The 18080-nt window shown below is 61.0% G+C and carries 14 protein-coding genes and 4 pseudogenes; 7 read left to right on the top strand and 11 right to left on the bottom strand.

Annotated elements, in window-relative coordinates; genetic code table 11:
• Positions 1–100 precede the first annotated feature (100 nt).
• Positions 101–504 (bottom strand): annotated as a pseudogene (locus tag NKJ84_RS31235) (hypothetical protein); the annotation flags it as partial.
• Between the two features lie 373 nt (positions 505–877).
• Here NKJ84_RS31235 and NKJ84_RS31230 point away from each other — a divergent pair.
• Entirely contained in the window at positions 878–1342 is a 465-nt protein-coding gene (locus NKJ84_RS31230; RefSeq protein WP_352509709.1) for a Ros/MucR family transcriptional regulator, read from the top strand.
• A gap of 267 nt (positions 1343–1609) precedes the next feature.
• Here the strand turns inward: NKJ84_RS31230 and NKJ84_RS31225 are convergent, their stop codons facing one another.
• From NKJ84_RS31225 to NKJ84_RS31200, 6 genes and pseudogenes are all read right to left on the bottom strand, one after another.
• Positions 1610–2743, bottom strand: a complete 1134-nt coding sequence (locus NKJ84_RS31225) for a substrate-binding protein (RefSeq protein WP_352509708.1) — start codon at positions 2741–2743, stop codon at positions 1610–1612.
• 73 nt (positions 2744–2816) lie between these two features.
• Complete coding sequence (locus NKJ84_RS31220) at positions 2817–3089, bottom strand: hypothetical protein (RefSeq protein ID WP_091581466.1); 273 nt, start codon at positions 3087–3089, stop codon at positions 2817–2819.
• 90 nt (positions 3090–3179) lie between these two features.
• Positions 3180–4757, bottom strand: coding sequence for an HD domain-containing phosphohydrolase (locus NKJ84_RS31215; protein ID WP_352509707.1), 1578 nt, complete (start codon positions 4755–4757; stop codon positions 3180–3182).
• A 199-nt stretch (positions 4758–4956) separates the two neighbouring features.
• A pseudogene (locus NKJ84_RS31210) lies at positions 4957–5058 on the bottom strand (IS21-like element helper ATPase IstB); the annotation flags it as partial.
• A 45-nt stretch (positions 5059–5103) separates the two neighbouring features.
• The gene (locus NKJ84_RS31205) at positions 5104–6336 is read right to left on the bottom strand and encodes a serine hydrolase domain-containing protein (protein WP_352509706.1); all 1233 of its coding nucleotides are present in this window, start codon (positions 6334–6336) and stop codon (positions 5104–5106) included.
• 282 nt (positions 6337–6618) lie between these two features.
• Positions 6619–6741: pseudogene (locus tag NKJ84_RS31200) on the bottom strand (tyrosine-type recombinase/integrase); the annotation flags it as partial.
• A 243-nt stretch (positions 6742–6984) separates the two neighbouring features.
• Between NKJ84_RS31200 and NKJ84_RS31195 the strand changes: the two are divergent.
• The 3 genes from NKJ84_RS31195 to NKJ84_RS31185 all read left to right on the top strand — a co-directional run bounded on the left by NKJ84_RS31195 (position 6985) and on the right by NKJ84_RS31185 (position 13401).
• Complete coding sequence (locus NKJ84_RS31195) at positions 6985–11499, top strand: nSTAND1 domain-containing NTPase (RefSeq protein ID WP_352509705.1); 4515 nt, start codon at positions 6985–6987, stop codon at positions 11497–11499.
• A 586-nt stretch (positions 11500–12085) separates the two neighbouring features.
• The gene (locus NKJ84_RS31190; protein WP_352509704.1) at positions 12086–12808 is read left to right on the top strand and encodes an antitoxin Xre/MbcA/ParS-like domain-containing protein; all 723 of its coding nucleotides are present in this window, start codon (positions 12086–12088) and stop codon (positions 12806–12808) included.
• A gap of 2 nt (positions 12809–12810) precedes the next feature.
• Positions 12811–13401, top strand: a complete 591-nt coding sequence (locus NKJ84_RS31185; protein ID WP_352509703.1) for an RES family NAD+ phosphorylase — start codon at positions 12811–12813, stop codon at positions 13399–13401.
• A 426-nt stretch (positions 13402–13827) separates the two neighbouring features.
• Here NKJ84_RS31185 and NKJ84_RS31180 read toward each other — a convergent pair whose 3' ends face one another.
• Positions 13828–14112, bottom strand: a complete 285-nt coding sequence (locus NKJ84_RS31180) for a hypothetical protein (RefSeq protein WP_352453834.1) — start codon at positions 14110–14112, stop codon at positions 13828–13830.
• 143 nt (positions 14113–14255) lie between these two features.
• Positions 14256–14444, bottom strand: coding sequence for a hypothetical protein (locus NKJ84_RS31175; RefSeq protein ID WP_352509702.1), 189 nt, complete (start codon positions 14442–14444; stop codon positions 14256–14258).
• Between the two features lie 159 nt (positions 14445–14603).
• Between NKJ84_RS31175 and NKJ84_RS31170 the strand changes: the two genes are divergently transcribed.
• From NKJ84_RS31170 to NKJ84_RS31160, 3 genes are all read left to right on the top strand, one after another.
• The gene (locus tag NKJ84_RS31170) at positions 14604–14858 is read left to right on the top strand and encodes a transposase (protein WP_352509701.1); all 255 of its coding nucleotides are present in this window, start codon (positions 14604–14606) and stop codon (positions 14856–14858) included.
• A 94-nt stretch (positions 14859–14952) separates the two neighbouring features.
• A complete protein-coding gene (locus tag NKJ84_RS31165) occupies positions 14953–15336 on the top strand; it encodes an IS3 family transposase (protein WP_352509700.1) in 384 nt (127 codons plus the stop codon).
• The gene (locus NKJ84_RS31160; protein ID WP_352509699.1) at positions 15333–15749 is read left to right on the top strand and encodes an integrase core domain-containing protein; all 417 of its coding nucleotides are present in this window, start codon (positions 15333–15335) and stop codon (positions 15747–15749) included. The genes NKJ84_RS31165 and NKJ84_RS31160 overlap by 4 nt, the downstream gene beginning before the upstream one ends.
• A gap of 804 nt (positions 15750–16553) precedes the next feature.
• On the opposite strand, the pseudogene NKJ84_RS31155 reads toward NKJ84_RS31160, so the two are convergent.
• Together NKJ84_RS31155 and NKJ84_RS31150 are read right to left on the bottom strand one after the other, a co-directional pair.
• Positions 16554–16805: pseudogene (locus tag NKJ84_RS31155) on the bottom strand (phasin family protein); the annotation flags it as partial.
• 107 nt (positions 16806–16912) lie between these two features.
• On the bottom strand, positions 16913–17164 hold the full coding sequence (locus NKJ84_RS31150; protein ID WP_352509698.1) for a DUF982 domain-containing protein: 252 nt from the start codon (positions 17162–17164) through the stop codon (positions 16913–16915).
• Positions 17165–18080: the final 916 nt, after the last annotated feature.

Here is an 18080-nt window from a genome sequence, read left to right as displayed (position 1 = left end):
GCGGGAACGCTTGACCCGGACGTCTGACGAGCTTCACCGGAACCGTCGGCAAGGTGCTTCCATTGCCTGATTCTGAGACAGGATTACAGAGTCAGGATAAGGCGCGATGATTAAGAAGACCGTGCTGAAGGTTGATCGCCGCAAGCGGGGCCGGAAGCTGGCGCAGATAGGCGGCTGGCGCGCCGACCAGGCTGGCGAGTTGGCCAAGCTCCAATGCGTTGGGGCCACAGAGGCATGCGCATCGGGCAGCATCAGCCTCAGGCGCTCCGGGTCGTCGCGGCTGGCCTCGACGCGGATCAGCTCACTTTCAACGATGCGGGTCTTGCTGCGTTCGGACCGCCGCTTCACCGAATTATGGAGATCGGTGAGAGAAAGGTAGCGCTCGTCCGCCGGCCGGTTGAACCACTCGGGAGAAACGCGACCGACACGTTGGCCACGGCTGACATCCACCTTGTAACCGCCCCGTGGATTCACCGCAGGAGCGAGAACTTGCAACTGGGTCATGGAACTTTCTCCGCGACGGGCGCCGGAAGCCTCTCTTCCAGCCCTCGACCCGTCACGCGGGCCATCCACCCTCTCCCTCTGCCGTCCGGCAAACGGACAAACGCCGCGGCCCCACCTCCGCAAGGAATACACGTCAGAGAATCGATTTGACCGCGTGCTTCAAAGCCGGGACGCCGGAAGCGATGGTCCTGCTGTTGGCGGAACCGCACGCGGCAATCGCTACAAGGTCGTCGCCGGAGCGGATCGGCCATGTCGACCAGTGTCACGCGACTGCCGAAACAACAGAAATGCAACAGGTTCGTTGCTATCGGAAGCGGTCGTCATTATGAAACGACTGTTCGACGCCAATCGTTTGATCCGCCAGGAGTATTTCGTGACCGAAGAAACCGAGAGCAATACGGACAAGCTCATCGAACTCACGGCTGATGTAGTCTCAGCCTATGTTTCAAACAATCCGGTGCCGGTCGGTGAACTACCCGCCCTCATCGGACAGGTCCATGCCGCCCTGAAGGGCACGACCGGCGGTGTGGTGTCGGAAAGACCTGAAGTTCTCAAGCCTGCCGTGCCGATCAACAAGTCAGTGACGCCCGACTACATCATCAGCCTGGAGGACGGGAAGAAGTTCAAGTCGCTGAAGCGGCACTTGTCGACCCATTATGGCCTGACTCCGGATGAGTATCGCGCCAGATGGGGCCTGCCGGCGGATTATCCCATGGTTGCGCCGAACTATGCCGCAGCGCGCTCAGCCCTCGCTAAAACCATGGGCCTCGGCCGCAAGCCGAAGGAGCCCGAAGAGCCGGCGCCCGCGAAGCGTCCCCGCAAGAAGGCCACAGCCTGATTGTAGCCTGAGGGGTCGGTTGGGCGCGTTCCCGCCTGGCAGCTTTGGGGCCGTTTGCGGACTGTCCGTTTTCGGGATGGCGAGATTAGAAAGCGGATCGACGCGTCCAGCGTATCGCGGACCGCAACGCGCCAGCGCCGGAGATAGCGCCCGATGATCTTCAGTTGCTCTGTATGTGCGACTGGAATGCACTATCGCCCGGTTGGGTGGCAGGGCAACTTGCTAGCCGCCCTGCCACCTGGAAGAACAGTCATCGACGCGGCCGGCTCAGCCCGCTTTGCTGAGTTGGAGTTCGTCGCTAAGCGCGCGCTCGTTGGGATCGATCGGACCCAGGTTCTTGACGACCCGGAATCGACCGCCCTGCGCCTGCGCGATGTACATGGTCATGCGAACATGGTGCTGGCCGGGGACCATTTCGGCCGGGCCACCTGGTCCCTCGCTGATCCGCGAGTGATCGAGCGCCCGGATGACCGTATCACGCTCGACCGTGCCGGCCTCATTGACAGCCGCTTCCCACATTTTGATCGCCCGGTAGTGGCCGGTGCAGCCGCTGCCCGCGGTCAACATGGCGCTGCCGGGGAAACGGTCCTGGTAGCGACGCAAGAGCGCGCGGCCAAACGGATCCTCGAGTTCCCGATAGTAGTCGAGGCAGCTGTAGAGGCCCTCGATCTGCTCGGACGGCACGAGATTGAAGAAGTTCTCGTCGAAGTAGGTGCAGATGATCTTGCCGCCCCGCTTGCCGAAACCGGCCTTGTGCAGTTCTTCGAGGAACGGAGTCAGGCCCGGCGGGACGAGGGTGTTGAAAACCACGTCGGTGCCGCTCGCCATGATCTGCTCGACCGTCCGCCGGAAATCGACTGTATCGAGCGGGAAATACTCCTCGCCGACGACCTCGCCGCCATTGGCGCGCACCACCCGGCTCGCGGCCTTGTTCAGCAGATGGGGCCAGATGTAGTCGGCAGAAGGCAGGTAGAACTTCTTCGCCCCGGTGCTCTTCATGAACCAAGGGATCAGCGGCTCGACCTGCTGCGCGGGCACTGGACCCGTACAGAAGATCAGGGGATCGTTTTCCTGTCCCTCGTACTGCTCGGTGTAGATGTAGAGCGTCCTGCCGCGTGCGACCGCTTCGCTCTTGATGGCCTGGCGGGTCGAGCTGTAGATGCCGCCGACGACCAGATCGACCTTGTCGACGTCTATCAGTTTCGCAGTCCTTGCCTTGGCGGCGCTGTCGTTGGTCTCGCCATCCTCGATGACAAGCTCCAGCGGCCGGCCGAGCAAACCGCCTTTGGCATTGATGTCGTCGACGAGCATGGTGGTGAGGTTTGCGTTGGCGATGCCCATGAAGGACAACGGGCCGGTGAGTTCGGCGACAAGGCCGATCTTGATGGGTTTCGGATCCATTTGATTTCTCCAAATCTGGGGGTTCGTCGGGGGGCGCCGCCGCCGGGCGGCAGGCGGCGCGCAGTGCGGGATCTCAGGCCTCGTAGTGGCCGAGCAGCAGTGCCGCCTGCGGCTTGCCGACGTGGCCGGCTTCCTGCAGGATCGCGGGCACCTCCGGATCCGACACGAAATTCTTCCAGCCCTCGGCGTCCCAGTCGAAGATCGCCCAGACGCGGTCGGGCTCGCTGGGGTCGCGGAAGACGGTTGCGCCGTTCGAGCCGTGCAGCCGGCGCTTGTCGGCGCCCTTGGTCGAAAAGATGCGGATGAAGCGGTCGACGTCCGCCACCTTGGTCGTTGCGAGAAGCATCTGATTTCCTCCTGTCGGTCGCGGCCACCATCGGTCCGTCGACAGGATCACGATGCGCGCCCCGGAGCGGGCGCACATGGGGTGTATTCCCTATGCCTGCGTCTCGCCCGGCCGGACAAGGCCATGCTCGACCGCGTAGAGTGCCGCGGCGGCGCGGGTGGTCACGCCGATCTTGGCATAGACGCTCTGGATATGGTGGTCCGCCGTCTTGGGCGAGATATCCAGCTTGCGCGCCGCTTCCTTCGCGGTAAGGCCGGCGGCGATCAGGCGCAGCACCTCGATCTCACGCGGCGTCATTCCGGCCAGCGGCCGGGGCGGCGCCCGGCGCGACGGCTGTCCGGCGAAGGACAGCACGGCCTCGGCGGCATCGGGGCAGATACAGCCCTCGCGAACGGCGGCGCGCAACTGCGTGGCCGCCGCCTCGCTGGACAACGCCTTGCGGTGCGGACGTTCCTCTCGCGACGTCTGGAAGGCTTCGGCGGCGGCCAGGATTCTTGCCGCCGGGGACAGGTCGGAGCCGTGGACCTTGCGGTGATAGCCCGAACCGTCCAGGCGTTCGTGATGGCGAAGCACGAGGGCGGCCATCGCCTCGCCCTCGCGGCCGAACGAGGCCAGCGCCCGCTCGCCATAATAGGCGTGCAACTGCGCCGCGTCGCGCTCGCGCACCGACAGCGGACCGTTGCGCATCCAGGTCGCCACCGGCACCACGAGTTCGCCTATGTCATGGATGCAGCCCGACCAGCGCAGCGCGCGGACGTCAGGGTCGGGCAGCCCGATCCGTTTCCCCGCACCCGTGGCCAGTTCCGACACCATCCTCGAATGGCCCTGCGTAAACGGCATGCGCATGTCGATCATGTCGGCGATGGCGAGGAACGCCTCATCGCAAGCCTCCTCATCCAGCGTCACCGGCGGATTGGGCTCAAGCGCCAAAATGGTCGCGCGGTCGACCGTCGCGCCGATGCCCTCCATCAGCGTCGGCGCGTTGGCCGAGACGAGCCGGGCCAGTTCCGCTTCATATGGGCCATCGCCGCGACTGGCGATGGTTTCGGCCATCCCTTCGATACCGACGGCATCGCAGAGCGCAATGGCATCCTGTGCCAATGTGATCAGGCGCACGGCTGGCAGGACATCCTCGCCGCTCAGCCCGCGCGGCAGGCCCTTGCCGTCCCAGCGTTCGTAGATCTGTCCAAGATTGCGTCGCATCTCCTCCGACAGGCCCAGCCGCTCGCCGATCCGTTGCGCGACCTCGCAATGCGCGGTCAGGACCGGGCGGGCCACGGCGATCGCCTGCGATAGCCCAGCCTCGATCGCCTTGGCCTGCGCGTCGGGCTCAAGATCGTAGTAGAGCCGCTTGAAAGCCTGGACGAAGACTCTGCCCAGCTCCGACCGGTTACCCATATCGAGACCGACAAGATCCTGGCGGAGCGCAATTTCGTCGCCGAAGGTGGCCGACAGGAGGTCCGTGTCCGCGTTGCAACCGACATAGCGGAGCATAGACTGGTGGTAGGCATTGCGCCGATCCTGCTCGGAAACGCCCGCAAGATCGGCAATCCGCATCGCAAGCACGCAGGATTTCAGTGCGAAGTCGCGAGAATGGCCGGTGGCAAGGTCCGAAGCATAAGCGAGGACCATCATGAAATCCGCCCGGCGGATCGAGACGTCTGTCATCGCCCACCTCCCAGTGGCTCTACGCTAGCCCCGCCTGCCGTTAATGCCTAGGGAAAAATCCCAACCCTGGTTGTGCTATCCTGCGAGAAACAGAATGTTCCGTTTGCGGGCCGCAAGGGGATAGGCAGCTTCAGGCTGCGGTTCCTCAAGAGCGGACATTCAGGTTGCGCGGGCATCGTCGTGAGATGACCGATGCCGGAAGCGAGGTCCGCTCGTAAAGCCGGCTGATGAGATGGAAGAGCAACTGCCCGCCGGCTTGGGCGAAGAGCTCATCGAGCACGACGAAGCCGAGCCGGCCCAGCTTGCTAAGCGCAAGGTTGCTCCGCGCAGTTTCTGTTGACGAGTCTCAGGCCCCTGTCAACGCACCATGGACGAGTGCGCGCAGCTCTTTGCGCACCGGAATGGCGCTTGAAGGCAGCAGTTGCGTGAAGAGAATGACAACCATGTCGTCGACCGGGCTTACCCAGAAGAAGGTGCCTGCCGCCCCGCCCCAGCCATAGTCGCCCACTTGCGCCGAAATTTGTGCCTTAGCCGGATCGAGGACGACGGAGCCCAACAGACCGAACCCGACGCCGTCAAACTGGGTTTCGGCCCAAACTTCGGTTGCCATCGAGGCAAGATCTCCCGGTAGGTGATTGCACGCCGCCAATCTCAAAGTGCGGGGACTGAGGATGCGTTCGCCGTTGAGTTCACCTCCAGCCCGCAGCATTTCGGTGAACCGCCAATAGTCGTCGATGGTTCCGACGAGCCCGCCTCCGCCGCAGAACGTATCAACCTTGCCTTGCCGCCACTCCGAAACCTCCGGCGCTTCGTGCAATGCCATTCCGCCAGCCATAGCCTCATAGAGCGGGGGAAAACGGCTGATCTCAGACCCCGGCACAGAGAACCCGGTGTCGGTCATGCCGAGGGGCTCGAAGATGCGAGTCGCGAAGTACTTGTCGAGCGTCATTCCGGAAACGACTTCCACGATGCGGCCGATGACATCGGACCCGGTGCTGTATTGCCATTTCGTGCCCGGCTCCCATTCCAATGGCAACTCGGCGATCCTGCGCACCATCTTGTCGAGCCCACCGTAAGCAAGGGCGAGGCCGAGTTTTTCCTTGGCATAAGCTTCACCGAGCAATCGGGGGTTCGTAAAAAGGCTTAGGCCGGATGTGTGGGTCAGCAGATGGTGGATCGTTATCTTCGTTTTGATGGGCACTGTTTGGTCCAGCGACGTTGCGCCCGGTATCAGAAGTTGCCTGTTTTTGAATTCCGGCAGGTAAGCTTCGACCGGATCGTCGAGATGCAGGCGCGCCTCCTCGTACAGCATCATCAGCGCGACCGCGGTGACAGGCTTGGTCATCGAGTAGATGCGGGCGATGAGGTCGCGCTGCCAAGGCCGCTTGGCTTCGACGTCGGCGTGCCCGGCGCAGTCGAAAAAGGCGAGTTCTCCATGACGCGCGATGAGCACCGCACCACCCGGCCAGCGCCCGGTGTCGGCATATCGCTGCATCCACCGCTTCAGTCGCGCCAGCCGCGCCTTGTCGAAGCCGAGGTCCGCAGGATCACGAACTGGTTCGCTACCAAATTGACTCATCGCGCAAATGTCCTGTCGCCGGCGAAGGCCCTTTGGACAATCCTGCGCTCTCCCCGCATTATTGCCAATAGTTGCCTGCTTGACCTCCAGTGAAGTTGCAGACGACGTCTGCTCTCAGGATGCCCAAATGCGGTCCCCTACGGCAAACTTCGGGCGCAAACGTGTCATCTCGCCTGTTCGCTCGAAGGCCGCTTTTGAGATTAGGGCTATGGTCTGCTCAACGACCGACATGAGGCGCATTTCAGTTCGCGGCCCCACCGGGATCGTGGGAGCCGCTTTTGGTCATACCTCGGTCGCCTCGGCTAGCTCTAAGGCATCTTCTACATCTACACCGAGATACCGCACTGTATTCTCGATCTTGGTGTGGCCGAGCAGGATCTGAACTGCACGCGGACTGACCGAACGCGGCTATTGCGGCCACACTTTGCACACCAGAAACGGACGCAGCCGGCTCGAAGTCGAGCGCCTATGGGACGGACGAGTGCTAGTCGACCACAAGCGTCAGCGGCGCTGCGGCAAATGCGGCAAGGAAGTTGGTAAGCCAGAGCTCCCTTGAGGCCAATTCGGTGCCTCTCCCCACAGGGCGCCATTTCCGTTAGGATGCTCCGAGATGGCGGGAGGTATGACCTGGATCGCGTTCACCGTAGAATGGCTACCATCCTTGCTGCCGACGCAGTTGGCTACAGCCGGCTGATTGGCAGAGACGAGGAAGGGACACTTGCCACCCTGCGGACGCATCGTCAGATCATTGACCGACTGATAGAGGAACATCAGGGACGGGTGTTCGGGAGCGCTGGGGACAGCGTCATCGCCGAGTTCGCAAGCCCCGTCGAGGCGCTTCGATGCGCCACTGAAATCCAGTTCCAAGTCGGCAGACAAAATGCTGAGCTGCCCGAGTCGAGCCGCCTGCGCTTTCGCATCGGCATCAATCTCGGCGATGTTGTCGTAGAGGGCGACAATCTCATGGGCGACGGTGTGAACGTCGCCGCCCGTCTGGAGGCGCTGTCACCTCCAGGTGGAATATGCATTTCGGAAGCGGTCTACACGCAGGCCCGCGATCGGCTCTCGCTCGAATTCGTCGATCTTGGCGAACAAAGGATGAAGAACATCGCCCGGCCTGTGCACGCGTACCGCGTGCCTCTCGCTTCAGAGGAGCAGGTCACGTCGCCTTTTCGAGGTCTCAACCCCTTCGAGTTCGAAAACGCCGACCTCTTCTTTGGCCGAGCTCGGGCGACTGCTGCCTGCATCGAACGCCTGGAGCAGCAGGCCGCCAACGGCAAGGCATTCCTGCTCATCTATGGTATGAGCGGTTCCGGCAAGTCTTCTCTCCTTCGAGCAGGGCTGCTGCCTTCCATCACTCGAACCGGTGCAGCGGCTGGCATCAAGTTTTGGCGCCGCTGCCTAATCCGCCCTTCCGACGCCCCTGATGCGGTCGCCTCGCTGGCCGCTGGGCTGCTTCGCGAAGGCGCCCTGCCGGAGCTGGCTTGCGAACCGGCAGCGCTGGCTCAACTCTGTTGGAGTTCGCCTGATCGAGCTCTGTCGCTCGTCCGCCAGGCTCACGCCAAAGCGGCGGCCGCCGCAGGTTCAGCCTCCTCACAAGTGCGATTGGTAGTGGCGATCGATCAGATGGAGGAGCTGTTCACGACGGAGCCGGCATCGCGCGAAGTGCTAGTACGGCTCCTCGCGGCACTCGCCAGCAGCGGACTGGTCTGGGTGATCGCGACGATCCGATCGGATTTCTTTCATCGTTGCGGCGAGGTCCCGGGTTTCTGGGCACTCAAGGATGGCCTCGGCAGCTATGAACTCCTGCCGCCGACCGGCGCTGAGATCGCCCAGATCATCCGCGAGCCGGCACGCACCGCCAGGCTGCGCTACGAGGAGACAGCCGAACGGGGCCGGCTGGATGATGTCCTGCAGGAGGCAGCAGCTGCTGATCCTAGATCTTTGCCGCTTCTCGAATTTGTGCTCGACGCTCTGTACGATGCGGGGCGAGAGCGCCGGATCCTCACCTTTGCTGCGTATCAGGCACTTGGCGGCTTGGAAGGGGCGATCGCGCGCCGCGCTGACGAAGTCGTAGACGCTCTCCCGCCGGACATCCAGGAGGAGCTACCAGTCGTATTGCGTGCCCTCACCACGGTGCGCCCAAGCGATGAGGCAGTTGCGGCGCGTCCGGCCTTGCGCGCGGAAGTCACGGGCACGCCTCAACGATTGGCTCTCGTTGAGGCGTTGGTCGCCGCTCGCCTTCTCGTCAGTGATGAGGATGCCGCAGGCCACGTCTACGTGCGCGTGGCACACGAAGCTTTGTTGAGCCGCTGGCCGCGCGCCAGCGACATTGTCAATGCGAACCGGAGCTTCCTCGAGACCCGCGCTCGGGTCGCGGCTGACGCCAACCGCTGGCATGCCGACAACCGGAACCGGGAGCTTCTCCTGCCGTCCGGCAAGCGGCTCGCCGAGGGCGAGGAATTGCTGCAGTCGAGACGGGTAGAAGTCGACGATCAGATCGTCGACTACATTGAGACGTCTTCGCGTGCTGAGGCGGATAGAGAGGAGAAGGACAGGCAGGCAGAGCGGGCACTCATCGAGGCGGCTGAAGCAGCAAAGCGGGAGCGCCTGGAGCGCGAGGCCGAGCGCCGCAGTCTTGCGGCCGCGGCTGCGAGCCGGCTCGCGCGACGCACGCGCTATGCGGCCATCGTCGCCACGGCGTTGGCCCTTATGGCCAGCGCAGGCGCGTTCTTCGGGTTCAGAGCACAACAGGCAGCAACACGGCAAGCCGAGTTGGCGATGGCCGCCAAAAAGGGGGCCCTTGAGGCGCGCGATCAGGCGCTGCGCAATCAGTCTCTTTCGCTTTCGTTTCTTTCGCAGCAGATCGCGGCGAGCGGCGATACGGAGGCCGCGATCCTGTTGGCGCTGGAGGCGCTGCCGAAGAGCGGATCGGGAGCCGCGCGGCCAAATCTCTTTGAAGCAGAGGCCGCACTTTTCAACGCTCTGTTGGCACACCGCCAAACGGCGGTGTTCAAACACGACGCCGGAGTGACGCAGGCAGCCTTCAATCGAACCGGCGATCGCATCGTCACTGCATCCTACGATAAGACCGCGCGCATTTGGGATGTCGCGAATGGTAAAGAGATTGCAATCCTGAAGGGCCACAAGGGACCTGTGGAGAGAGCCGGATTCAGTCCGGACGGACGCCGGGTCATTACAGCGGCAAGGGACGGGACCGCGCGCATCTGGGATGCCGACACTGGAGCGCAGCTTTTTGTTCTTCAGCCGGTAGGCGGCTCCTTTCCTACAGCAGTCTTTGACCCAAGCGGCGAGCGCGTGCTGACCGCGGCCGGAAACAATCAGGCTTCGCTTTGGGACCCGCGAACTGGAACGAAGATCCTGAGCGTAGACAGCCGTGGAGACGGATTGGCTGGCTTCAGCCCGGATGGTCGCAGCTTTGCGACCTCAGAAGGACAGACCGTTTTCATCTGGAATGCGAAAGATGGCGCGCTTATCCATCAATGTTTTATTGGCAGTTTTGCATCCAAGCTCACATTCAGCCCGGATGGAAGTCGGCTGTTGGTAGGCACGTGGTACACAGTTTCATTTGACAGTGTCCCCGCGCTTTGGGACCCATCGAACGGAACCGAAATCGCAAGGCTCCTTGGCCACAAGAGCGACACCCAATTACAAGGCGCAACGTTCAGTCACGACGGCCGCCGAATTGCAACGGTATCACTCGATGGTAGCGCGCGTCTCTGGGACGGAAACTCTGGAGGGCTAATTGACGTGCTCGGCCAAGAGTCCCCGAACTTGAAACAGAGTGACGCCGGGGACGACCGTGATCAGGAAATGAACAGCGCTTTCAGCCCCGACGATCGCCTCCTGGCCACCGCTTCCATAAACGGTCCGTTACGCATTTGGGACGTCGGTCGAGCGTCGCTGTTCGCCACCATCGCTGGCCATCGTGCCTTGATCGAGCACCTTGAGTTCGACCCAGTCGGTAGCAATATTCTTCTCACGGCTTCACATGATGGCACCGCTCGCCTCTGGGACGTCGACGGAATTCTGACGACTACCCTGTCCAACGCAAATCGTCCCACCTTCGCGGTGTTCAGTCCCGACAATATGCATCTTCTGACTGGAGGCGGGGACAGCGCTGTGCACCTTTGGGATGTGGTAACCGGTCGCAAGCTGGCCGACCTCGATACGCACGAAATCGTCCAGAACGCAATGTTCAGCCCCGATGGAAGTCGCATTGCAACTGCATCCCTCGCGGGCCGAGTCCTCATCTTGGACGTCGCGAGCAGGAGCGAGATCGCACGGCTCAAATTTCCAGGCGGGCTGTTTCAAATTCAGTTCAGTCCGAAAGGAGACCTCCTGGAGGCGAGTTCGACCGACGGCACCGCGCGGTTGTGGAACGCGGCGACTGGCGCCGAGGTCTCCACTATCCAAACCAGTGCGCAGGTTGTTTTCGACCCGGACGGCGATCTCGTCCTCGCCGCGACCAGCGACAATGCCGCGCACCTGTTGAAAACGGACGGGACCGAACTGAAGAAACTGGTCGGGCATGAGGGTCGAATAACCGGGGCAACGTTCAGTCCGGACGGCCAACTGGTCGCCACGGCCTCGCTCGACCACAGCGCGCGGATCTGGACAGTCAAGGACGGGAGCACCCTCGCCATCCTGAGTGGTCACCGCGATGAGCTCACCGAAGTCGAGTTCAGCTCGGATGGTCAGTCGCTTCTGACTGCCTCACGCGACGGCACCGCACGAATCTGGAGCGTCCTGGACGGAAAGGAAAGGGTCGTTCTCAGGGGGCACACCGGCGCAGCGACCAGTGCGCAATTCAGTCCTAACGGGCACTATGTCCTGACAGCCTCAACTCAGGACGGCACGGCCCGGCTCTGGGACGCGCGGACAGGACGCGAGATGGCAGTGCTTGCCAGTTCGAAGGATGAGCACAAGCGGCCGGCACCGATACGCGCGGCCTTCAATTCAGATGGAACGAGGGTCGTGATCGTGCCCTATGATGAAGACGTTCGCCTCATACGGGTTTTTCAGACACCCCAAGATCTCATCGATTTCGCGAAGCAAACTGTTCCACGCGAACTGACCGCGTGCGAACGGCGTCGCTTCTTCCTTCCCGTCGAAAGCGACCTTGGTGATTGTCCAAGCTGATGTCGCCCAAAGTCCATGGCCGGTGACGCTATCTCGACTGCTACGCCGTAGCCGCCGCAATCGCACTGCTTCCATAGTTTTGCGGGGGGAGCAGTACGCGAGTGGCCGCGCTACTTCCCTCGCTTTTCGATCTTTAGGTTTGGGAGGTCGGGTCGCTTGGATTCCACCCCGGTCTCCTTCAAGGCCGTGTATTCCACTTTTTGAGTAGCTTCTCTGTTTTGGCGCGCTCCTTGTTGAGAGCGTTCTGACCTTTGACCTTGGGCATCCGTCCTCCATTTGGTTCGCTGTCGTTCGCCAGAAAATATGATTGCCAGCGATATCGCGCGAGATGTCAGCTCTGAGGCCGCGGCAGAGATTACGTCAATGACCGAAATCGGGCGCGAAGCGGTCATTCGCCATGCGATGGTCAGAGGTCCTTTTCGGGTCATGAGCGTTGGTTCTGTGGACGCCGCCTTTCGGGAAAGGGATCCGGCGTCAGGAAGGTCCGGAATGGGTCCAGATCACCAGCCAAAGGTGCAAATTTGCCAGACTACAATCTGGACATTTCGCACAATCCGTACTATCTAGGGCGAGAAATATGGTACCAATGGTGGTCGTTATGAACGCTCGCAACTCGGCAGTTCGCGCAGATGCAAAGGTCGATCGTGAGACGGTCGCTGACATTCTCGATGTGTTATCGCGACGGCATCCAGGAATATCCAAGTCCGCTCTGAAAGCCGCCGGCAAGGCGGTCGCCGCGCTGACGGCGGTAACGTCTCGTCTGTCCCCTGCCGAGCAGCGCCAGATCGCTGCGCACGAACAGGCACTGGCGAGAGCAGTGGAGAATGTGGTTACGGAGCTCGCCCGACCCAGTAAGATACTTGCTCCAGTAGAGGTCGAAAAGCCCCTGGAGGTCAGCCAAGGCGCAGGCCGCGGGAAGGTCTTTGATCTTGAAGAGGGCCGGCTGCGCCTCGCTGGATATGCAACGCCGACACGCCTTGAGGATTGGGCTGGTCCTGTCGCCGGTCCCGGCGAGATCGAAAAGATGTTCGGGACGAAGCGTTCGACCCTGCACGATTGGCAAAGGCGCGGAGCCGTGATCGGACTGCTCAAGGGCGAGCGGAAGCACGTATTTCCGCTCGCCCAATTCGTCGACGGTCGTCCTGTTGAGGACATGGCCCGGATCACGAAGATCATCGGGAATCCTCGTGCGACGTGGCTGTGGCTGACCCAGCAGCATGTGAGCGACACCGGCGAAACTCCGCTCGACCGACTCAAGGCTGGGCGCATCGATGAGGTCGTCGCTGACGCCGAGTTCGATTTCGGCTGATCGTGGAGCTTGACGCCGAAGTCGTCGCGGACCTGGCAATTAGGTTCCAGCCGCAACACTACCTGCGGGCAATGCGACAGGAGTACGCAGCTACTCCATTGGGCATGGGGTTCGGACAATCGCGCTTCGCAAGCCCCGACCGGTCCTTCATGGTCCTCTACATTGCTCGCGACCTGGCGACGGCGATCGCCGAGACGATTATTCGCGACCGGTTCGAGGGAAAATCTTACCGCATGCTGCATCTCTCGGAAATCGCTGGCTGGGCCGTGTCCGAAGTCTCTGCTACGTCGCCCCTGACGGCGATCGACGTCCGGACCACCGGCCTGCTGCGGCTTGGGATCAGCACCGACGCTGCACGTGCCAAACAACAGGAGGAAGGCCGGAAGCTGAGCCAGGCTCTCTTTAACGGGTTCGCAGTTGACGGGATCCTTTACTATTCGCGGCTGACCGGAGCGGAATGCGTGGCGGTCTACGACCGCGCCGTTGCGGGCAGGCTCAAGGCCCGACGGGCCACGGCGCTCGAACGGCATGCCGAACTCGTGCCGGCGTTGAGGCAGCTGAACGTTCGGGTTATCCGCGGCGACCTTTCGTAAGGAGCCGTCGGGCTATCTCTAACCTAGATCACTCGTGCTGCGCAACGCGAGCGCTGGCGCGTGACGCAGGATGGCATGAAAACATCACATCTGGAGCAATGGCTGAGAGGGTTTAAGGCAGAAGTCTCGAAAACTTCCGCACCTGGAACGGTACACGCCTACATTGCTAGACGGCACGCCTCTGTTCCGGCAAAGCTGCGAATCGCGGGGCCACTGGCAATCCGCAGGTCGGTGGGTTCAGGCAATGCTCATTGAAAGATGGGCCGCCGACGTTCCTTTGGCCGTAAAGCTCGGCGGGTTGTCGGTCTCAATTGCCGTCTCAAATTGATCGGCGGGACGCGGATGGCTAGCACGCTGCCGTTCGAACGCACCAGCGTCGTCGGCGCCTTGCTTTTGTGTCGGAACAGAAGACTTGCCTTTGGGTGATCACCCGTCATGACTAGGGATGAAGCAGAACAGGGTGTTCGCTACTTTTGCACAAAATGGGCTGAAGAGCGCGGGCTTCCTCATCAGCCAGAGAATCCAAGATTTTCCGATTTCTTTTCTTGGCTTGAGCAGAAGTCGCCGGGCCACTTGAAATTCCGAAGCAGCACTTCGGTGCGGGACGACGTCGAGCGATGGTTCATCGACGAATTCAAGCAAGGTTGGCGCTACTAGCAAGCGATTTCCGGAGAGGCCGGTGCCGTGCTCCGGGCCACCTTCCGCGATCACGCCATACCCACTTCACTTGCCTCTGTTAGCTTCTTCCTGCGGCGGGAGACCCCAATCCCGCCTGGCCGGCGCCTAACAGGCAAATCTACCCCAACGCCCCCAAACGGCGCCGGCCACCTTCCCGCGAGCGACTGTCAGCCGCTCTAGTGGATCCCGCCAGGAGGTTGTAGATCGAGCGTTCCTTGACGTTTATATGCTGCCCAAGCCTCGGCAGGCACTGCCGAATCCGCCCGGGCCAGCCAGTCCGCGCGCTCAGTCTCGGTAAGTGAATTCCACCACTGCATGCCGGCTATTTCATCAGCGGTCGGATTCCGGTTCGGTTCGTCTGCCATTTTCTTATCCTTGGATAAGACTTGAGTGGCGCAGGCCCGCAACTATCAGAACGGCCAAAAGCCGGCCAAAAAAGCCGGCATTTTGGAGTGCGCCCCTGAGGGTGGACAGATCGGGATGTGTGGATTGACCAGCCTTCCGGGTTTTCGGAGAGAGAACCCATGGCAAAGCACCGCAGTCACAGCATCGAGTTCAAACGCCAGGTCGCGCAGGAGTTCATCGCCGGCGAGACGCTGCACGGCTTGGCTAAGCATCACGATGTCTCGCGCAACCTGATCCGCATCTGGGTGCGCAAATATGAGCAAGGAGCGTTCGACGATGATGCGCAGGCCGCTGACCTGATCCAGGAATACGAAGCCCGGATCGCAGCGCTCGAACGGTTGGTCGGTAAGCAGGCTCTGGAACTGAGTTTCTAAAGGGGACTCTGAGAAACGCACCGCGGCCGAGAAGCGGGATTACATCCGTCATCACCGGCCCTGCGGCATCAGCGTTGCCGAAGGATGCCGGTTGATGGGAATCGCGCGCTCCACCTACTACGATCCCCTGGAGAACCCGGCCGACGACACCGCGATCGTCGAGGCAACGTTCTCGATCAGCGACGAGTTCGAGTTCTACGGTTATCGCCGTGTCGGTGCTGCGCTGCGTCAGCAAGGCCTCGTCGTGAACCACAAGAAGATCCGGCGCCTGATGCACGAGCATGATCTGCAGCCCAGGATCAGGCGGCGCTTCGTGGCCAGCACCGACAGCGATCATGATGGCCCGATCTTCCCCAACCTGGCCAGGGACATCGTTGCAACCGGCCCGAACCAGATCTGGGTCTCCGACATAACCTATGCCGCGCTGCCGACCCGCTTCGTCTACGTCGCAGTCATTCTCGACGCCTGGTCGCCATGATCGCCGGTTACGCCATTGGCCGATCGATCGATGCGCGGCTGACGATGGCAGCCTTGAAGGCGGCCATTGAACGGCGCCAGCCGCCGTCCGGCTGCATTCATCATTCCGATCGGGGCTCCCAATACGCTGCGCAGATTTACCGCGAAGCGCTGGAAACAAACGGCCTGACGGGCTCGATGGGCCGCAGAGGCAATCCTTACGACAACGCCAAGGCGGAGAGCTTCATGAAGACGCTGAAGGTCGAGGCGGTCTACCCGATGGCCTTCGAAACCTTCGACGACGTCATTGATCACCGTCCCCGCTTCATCGAGGAGGTCTACAACAAACGCAGGCTCCATTCGGCGCTCGAATATCTGAGCCCGCAGCAGTTCGAGAATCAACCCATCCGGCAGACTGGCAAATCAGCAGCCTGATATCTGTCCACCTTCAGGGGCGCACTCATTTCGCTGCTCCACTGCATGAAATTTTGGTACCAGCCAGACACCGTTTCCTAAGCAACCTGCAGTGCGCCCAAGAAGAAAACGAAACAGATAGCTTGCCAAACCCCTCGTCACCTTTCGGGTCGTTGCTCTGGTAAACGTAAACCTGTCGATTGAACGTGGTCCTCTAACGGACCCGGTCGTCGCGGTCGCGTTCCCTTCTTTATAGTTCGTCGCGCCCAACTCCTCGAGGCGAGGGATATGCTGTTGCGCCGGATCGGTCCGCGTCGTTTCGCTGCCGCGTTGTGCGGCCTCCTTGTCGCTGTCTAACTTATCCTGCAGCCGATTTGTAGCATCTACGGTCGACCCAGGTCGGACGGTTCGTCCGGCCGGCGCTCGGCCTCCTCGGGGCGACGATCTCGCTGCTGTTCGGTCACGGCATCGACATTTGCAGGGGTTTTGCCCTGCACTTCTGCCGGCCCCTCTCGGGTCTGCTCTGCCGCCTCGATAGCGCGCTTAAGCTCCGGATCGTTCTCGGCTACCTCGCATATAGCTGTTGCCCTGGACGGCAAGCTCCGCCGCGCGAGCCAGTCCGCGCTCAAAGTCAGCTCGGAATAGCCTTGGAGCAAATTATCGATGCCATCAGAGACATGAACGCGTCGCTAGACGACCAGCGATCAAAAACCGAGGCCCGCCTTCCAAAGCTGACGTAAGAGACACATAGCCGGTCAGCCCAAAAGAAAAAGGCGGCTGGAGAAGGGCGTCGTTTTGCGGGTATCTCCGATCGCCTAGACTCAATCAGGCGACCTTGAGATCCTTCATCGCCTTTTGAAAGACATCCTTGATTGGCTTGGATATATCTTCGGCAGCCTTGGTCGTCACGGCCTGAAATTCCTTGGCCTGCTCTACGGTCAGTTCGACCTGCTTGCGCAAGAAGGCAGCCTGCAGCTCGAGGAACTCGGAGGGCGCCCTCACGGCAACCAGGGCTTCGAGGTGCGAGAAGCCGGCTTCGGCATTGGCGCGCAGAGCAGCAATTGTCTTCAGCGACATTCGCGTCGGCGTCTCCGCATGATCGACGCACGATGTTTGCACAAATGTAACGGCCGCTGCAAGAGTGATGCACGATGGACAGTGGTGGGGCACGCATTGACGAGATGTCAAGCGTTCAGGATTTTCGCTTCCTTGGCGGCGTTGAGAAATGCCACGCGCGCTGTCTCCGGTGCGCTGCCGCCGCCGAGCACCTTCATGCACGCCATGCGAGCCTGGATGCGGCGCCCGGTTTCTCCAATGGGCCAGCGGTAAAGCAGCATTTCGGCGGCTTCGCGGGTGCTCGAAACACTGACTTTGCCCGAGGACAGCAAAACGGTCACGGGCTCTTCGAACGTGCCGACGTCTCGTTCGCAGGTCATATGCTGGTCTCCTTTCGCAATCGCCCCAAGACCTTACGGGTGAACCATCCGTTCCGTTGCGTCACGTTTGTCCCGGTGGGCGAACATTCTGTGAGGATGGGAGCTCGTCCAGAGCGCGGGCTTGATCGCTCAGACTAGACTCGCCAACCCGTTGCGGTCCTCAAATAGCGAGAACCGTCCTTATCGTTACGAGCCCGCTATGCGTTGGTCAGTTGCCGGCGCTGTATCGGAGATCGAAGTCAATACTCATTTCTGGGGATGTCCCTTTGCAGTTAATTATGAGAATCGCATGTCAATCATTTCAGTTGGTTAGCTGTGCACTTAATTTGAAAACGTGCACTTAATTTGATAATCATACCGGGCCATTCGCATTTAATGTGAGAAGCAGCGTCGGCAACGTAACGGGCTCGAATTTCCCGAAGACAGGGTATGAACATTCAAAGAATTCATGATCTTCACGCTGATGCGATTGCAGTTAAAGTGAGAATCCGGGCTGTCCCATTCTCGCAATTAATTGCCAAACCTAGCCGAAGCGACCGCATTCTCATCATTAACTGCCAAGCGACACTACGTTGCATTATCGTCGGTTGAAGTCGGAGCGTTGAAAATTTATCCCTCACGCACAGTTCTCGAATTTACGATCCTCGTTCTTTTGCTACTCATGGCGTATCGGATCGCCTATCTTGTTGCGCGGAGTATATAAGCGCGTCCAAGACCATGCAGGGCCGGCGCCAAGGGGCAAGCGCCCATAGGAAAGCCCGCTGCCGGTTCGACAGCGGGCTTACAGGACACCCTTGGAGTGTGCGGCTACATCGTAAGCGCGAATTTCCCCGCACCTTTTGCTGTTGAGTGCTCTGATGCATGAGGTGTCCACCAAAATAGGTGGACACCTTGTGATGGAAGAAGATGAGCAGAA

Source organism: Mesorhizobium sp. M0048 (genome assembly GCF_040323405.1).
Lineage (GTDB): Bacteria > Pseudomonadota > Alphaproteobacteria > Rhizobiales > Rhizobiaceae > Mesorhizobium.
Note: the sequence above shows the minus strand (reverse complement) of the source record. Positions and strands in the feature narration are given on the sequence as shown.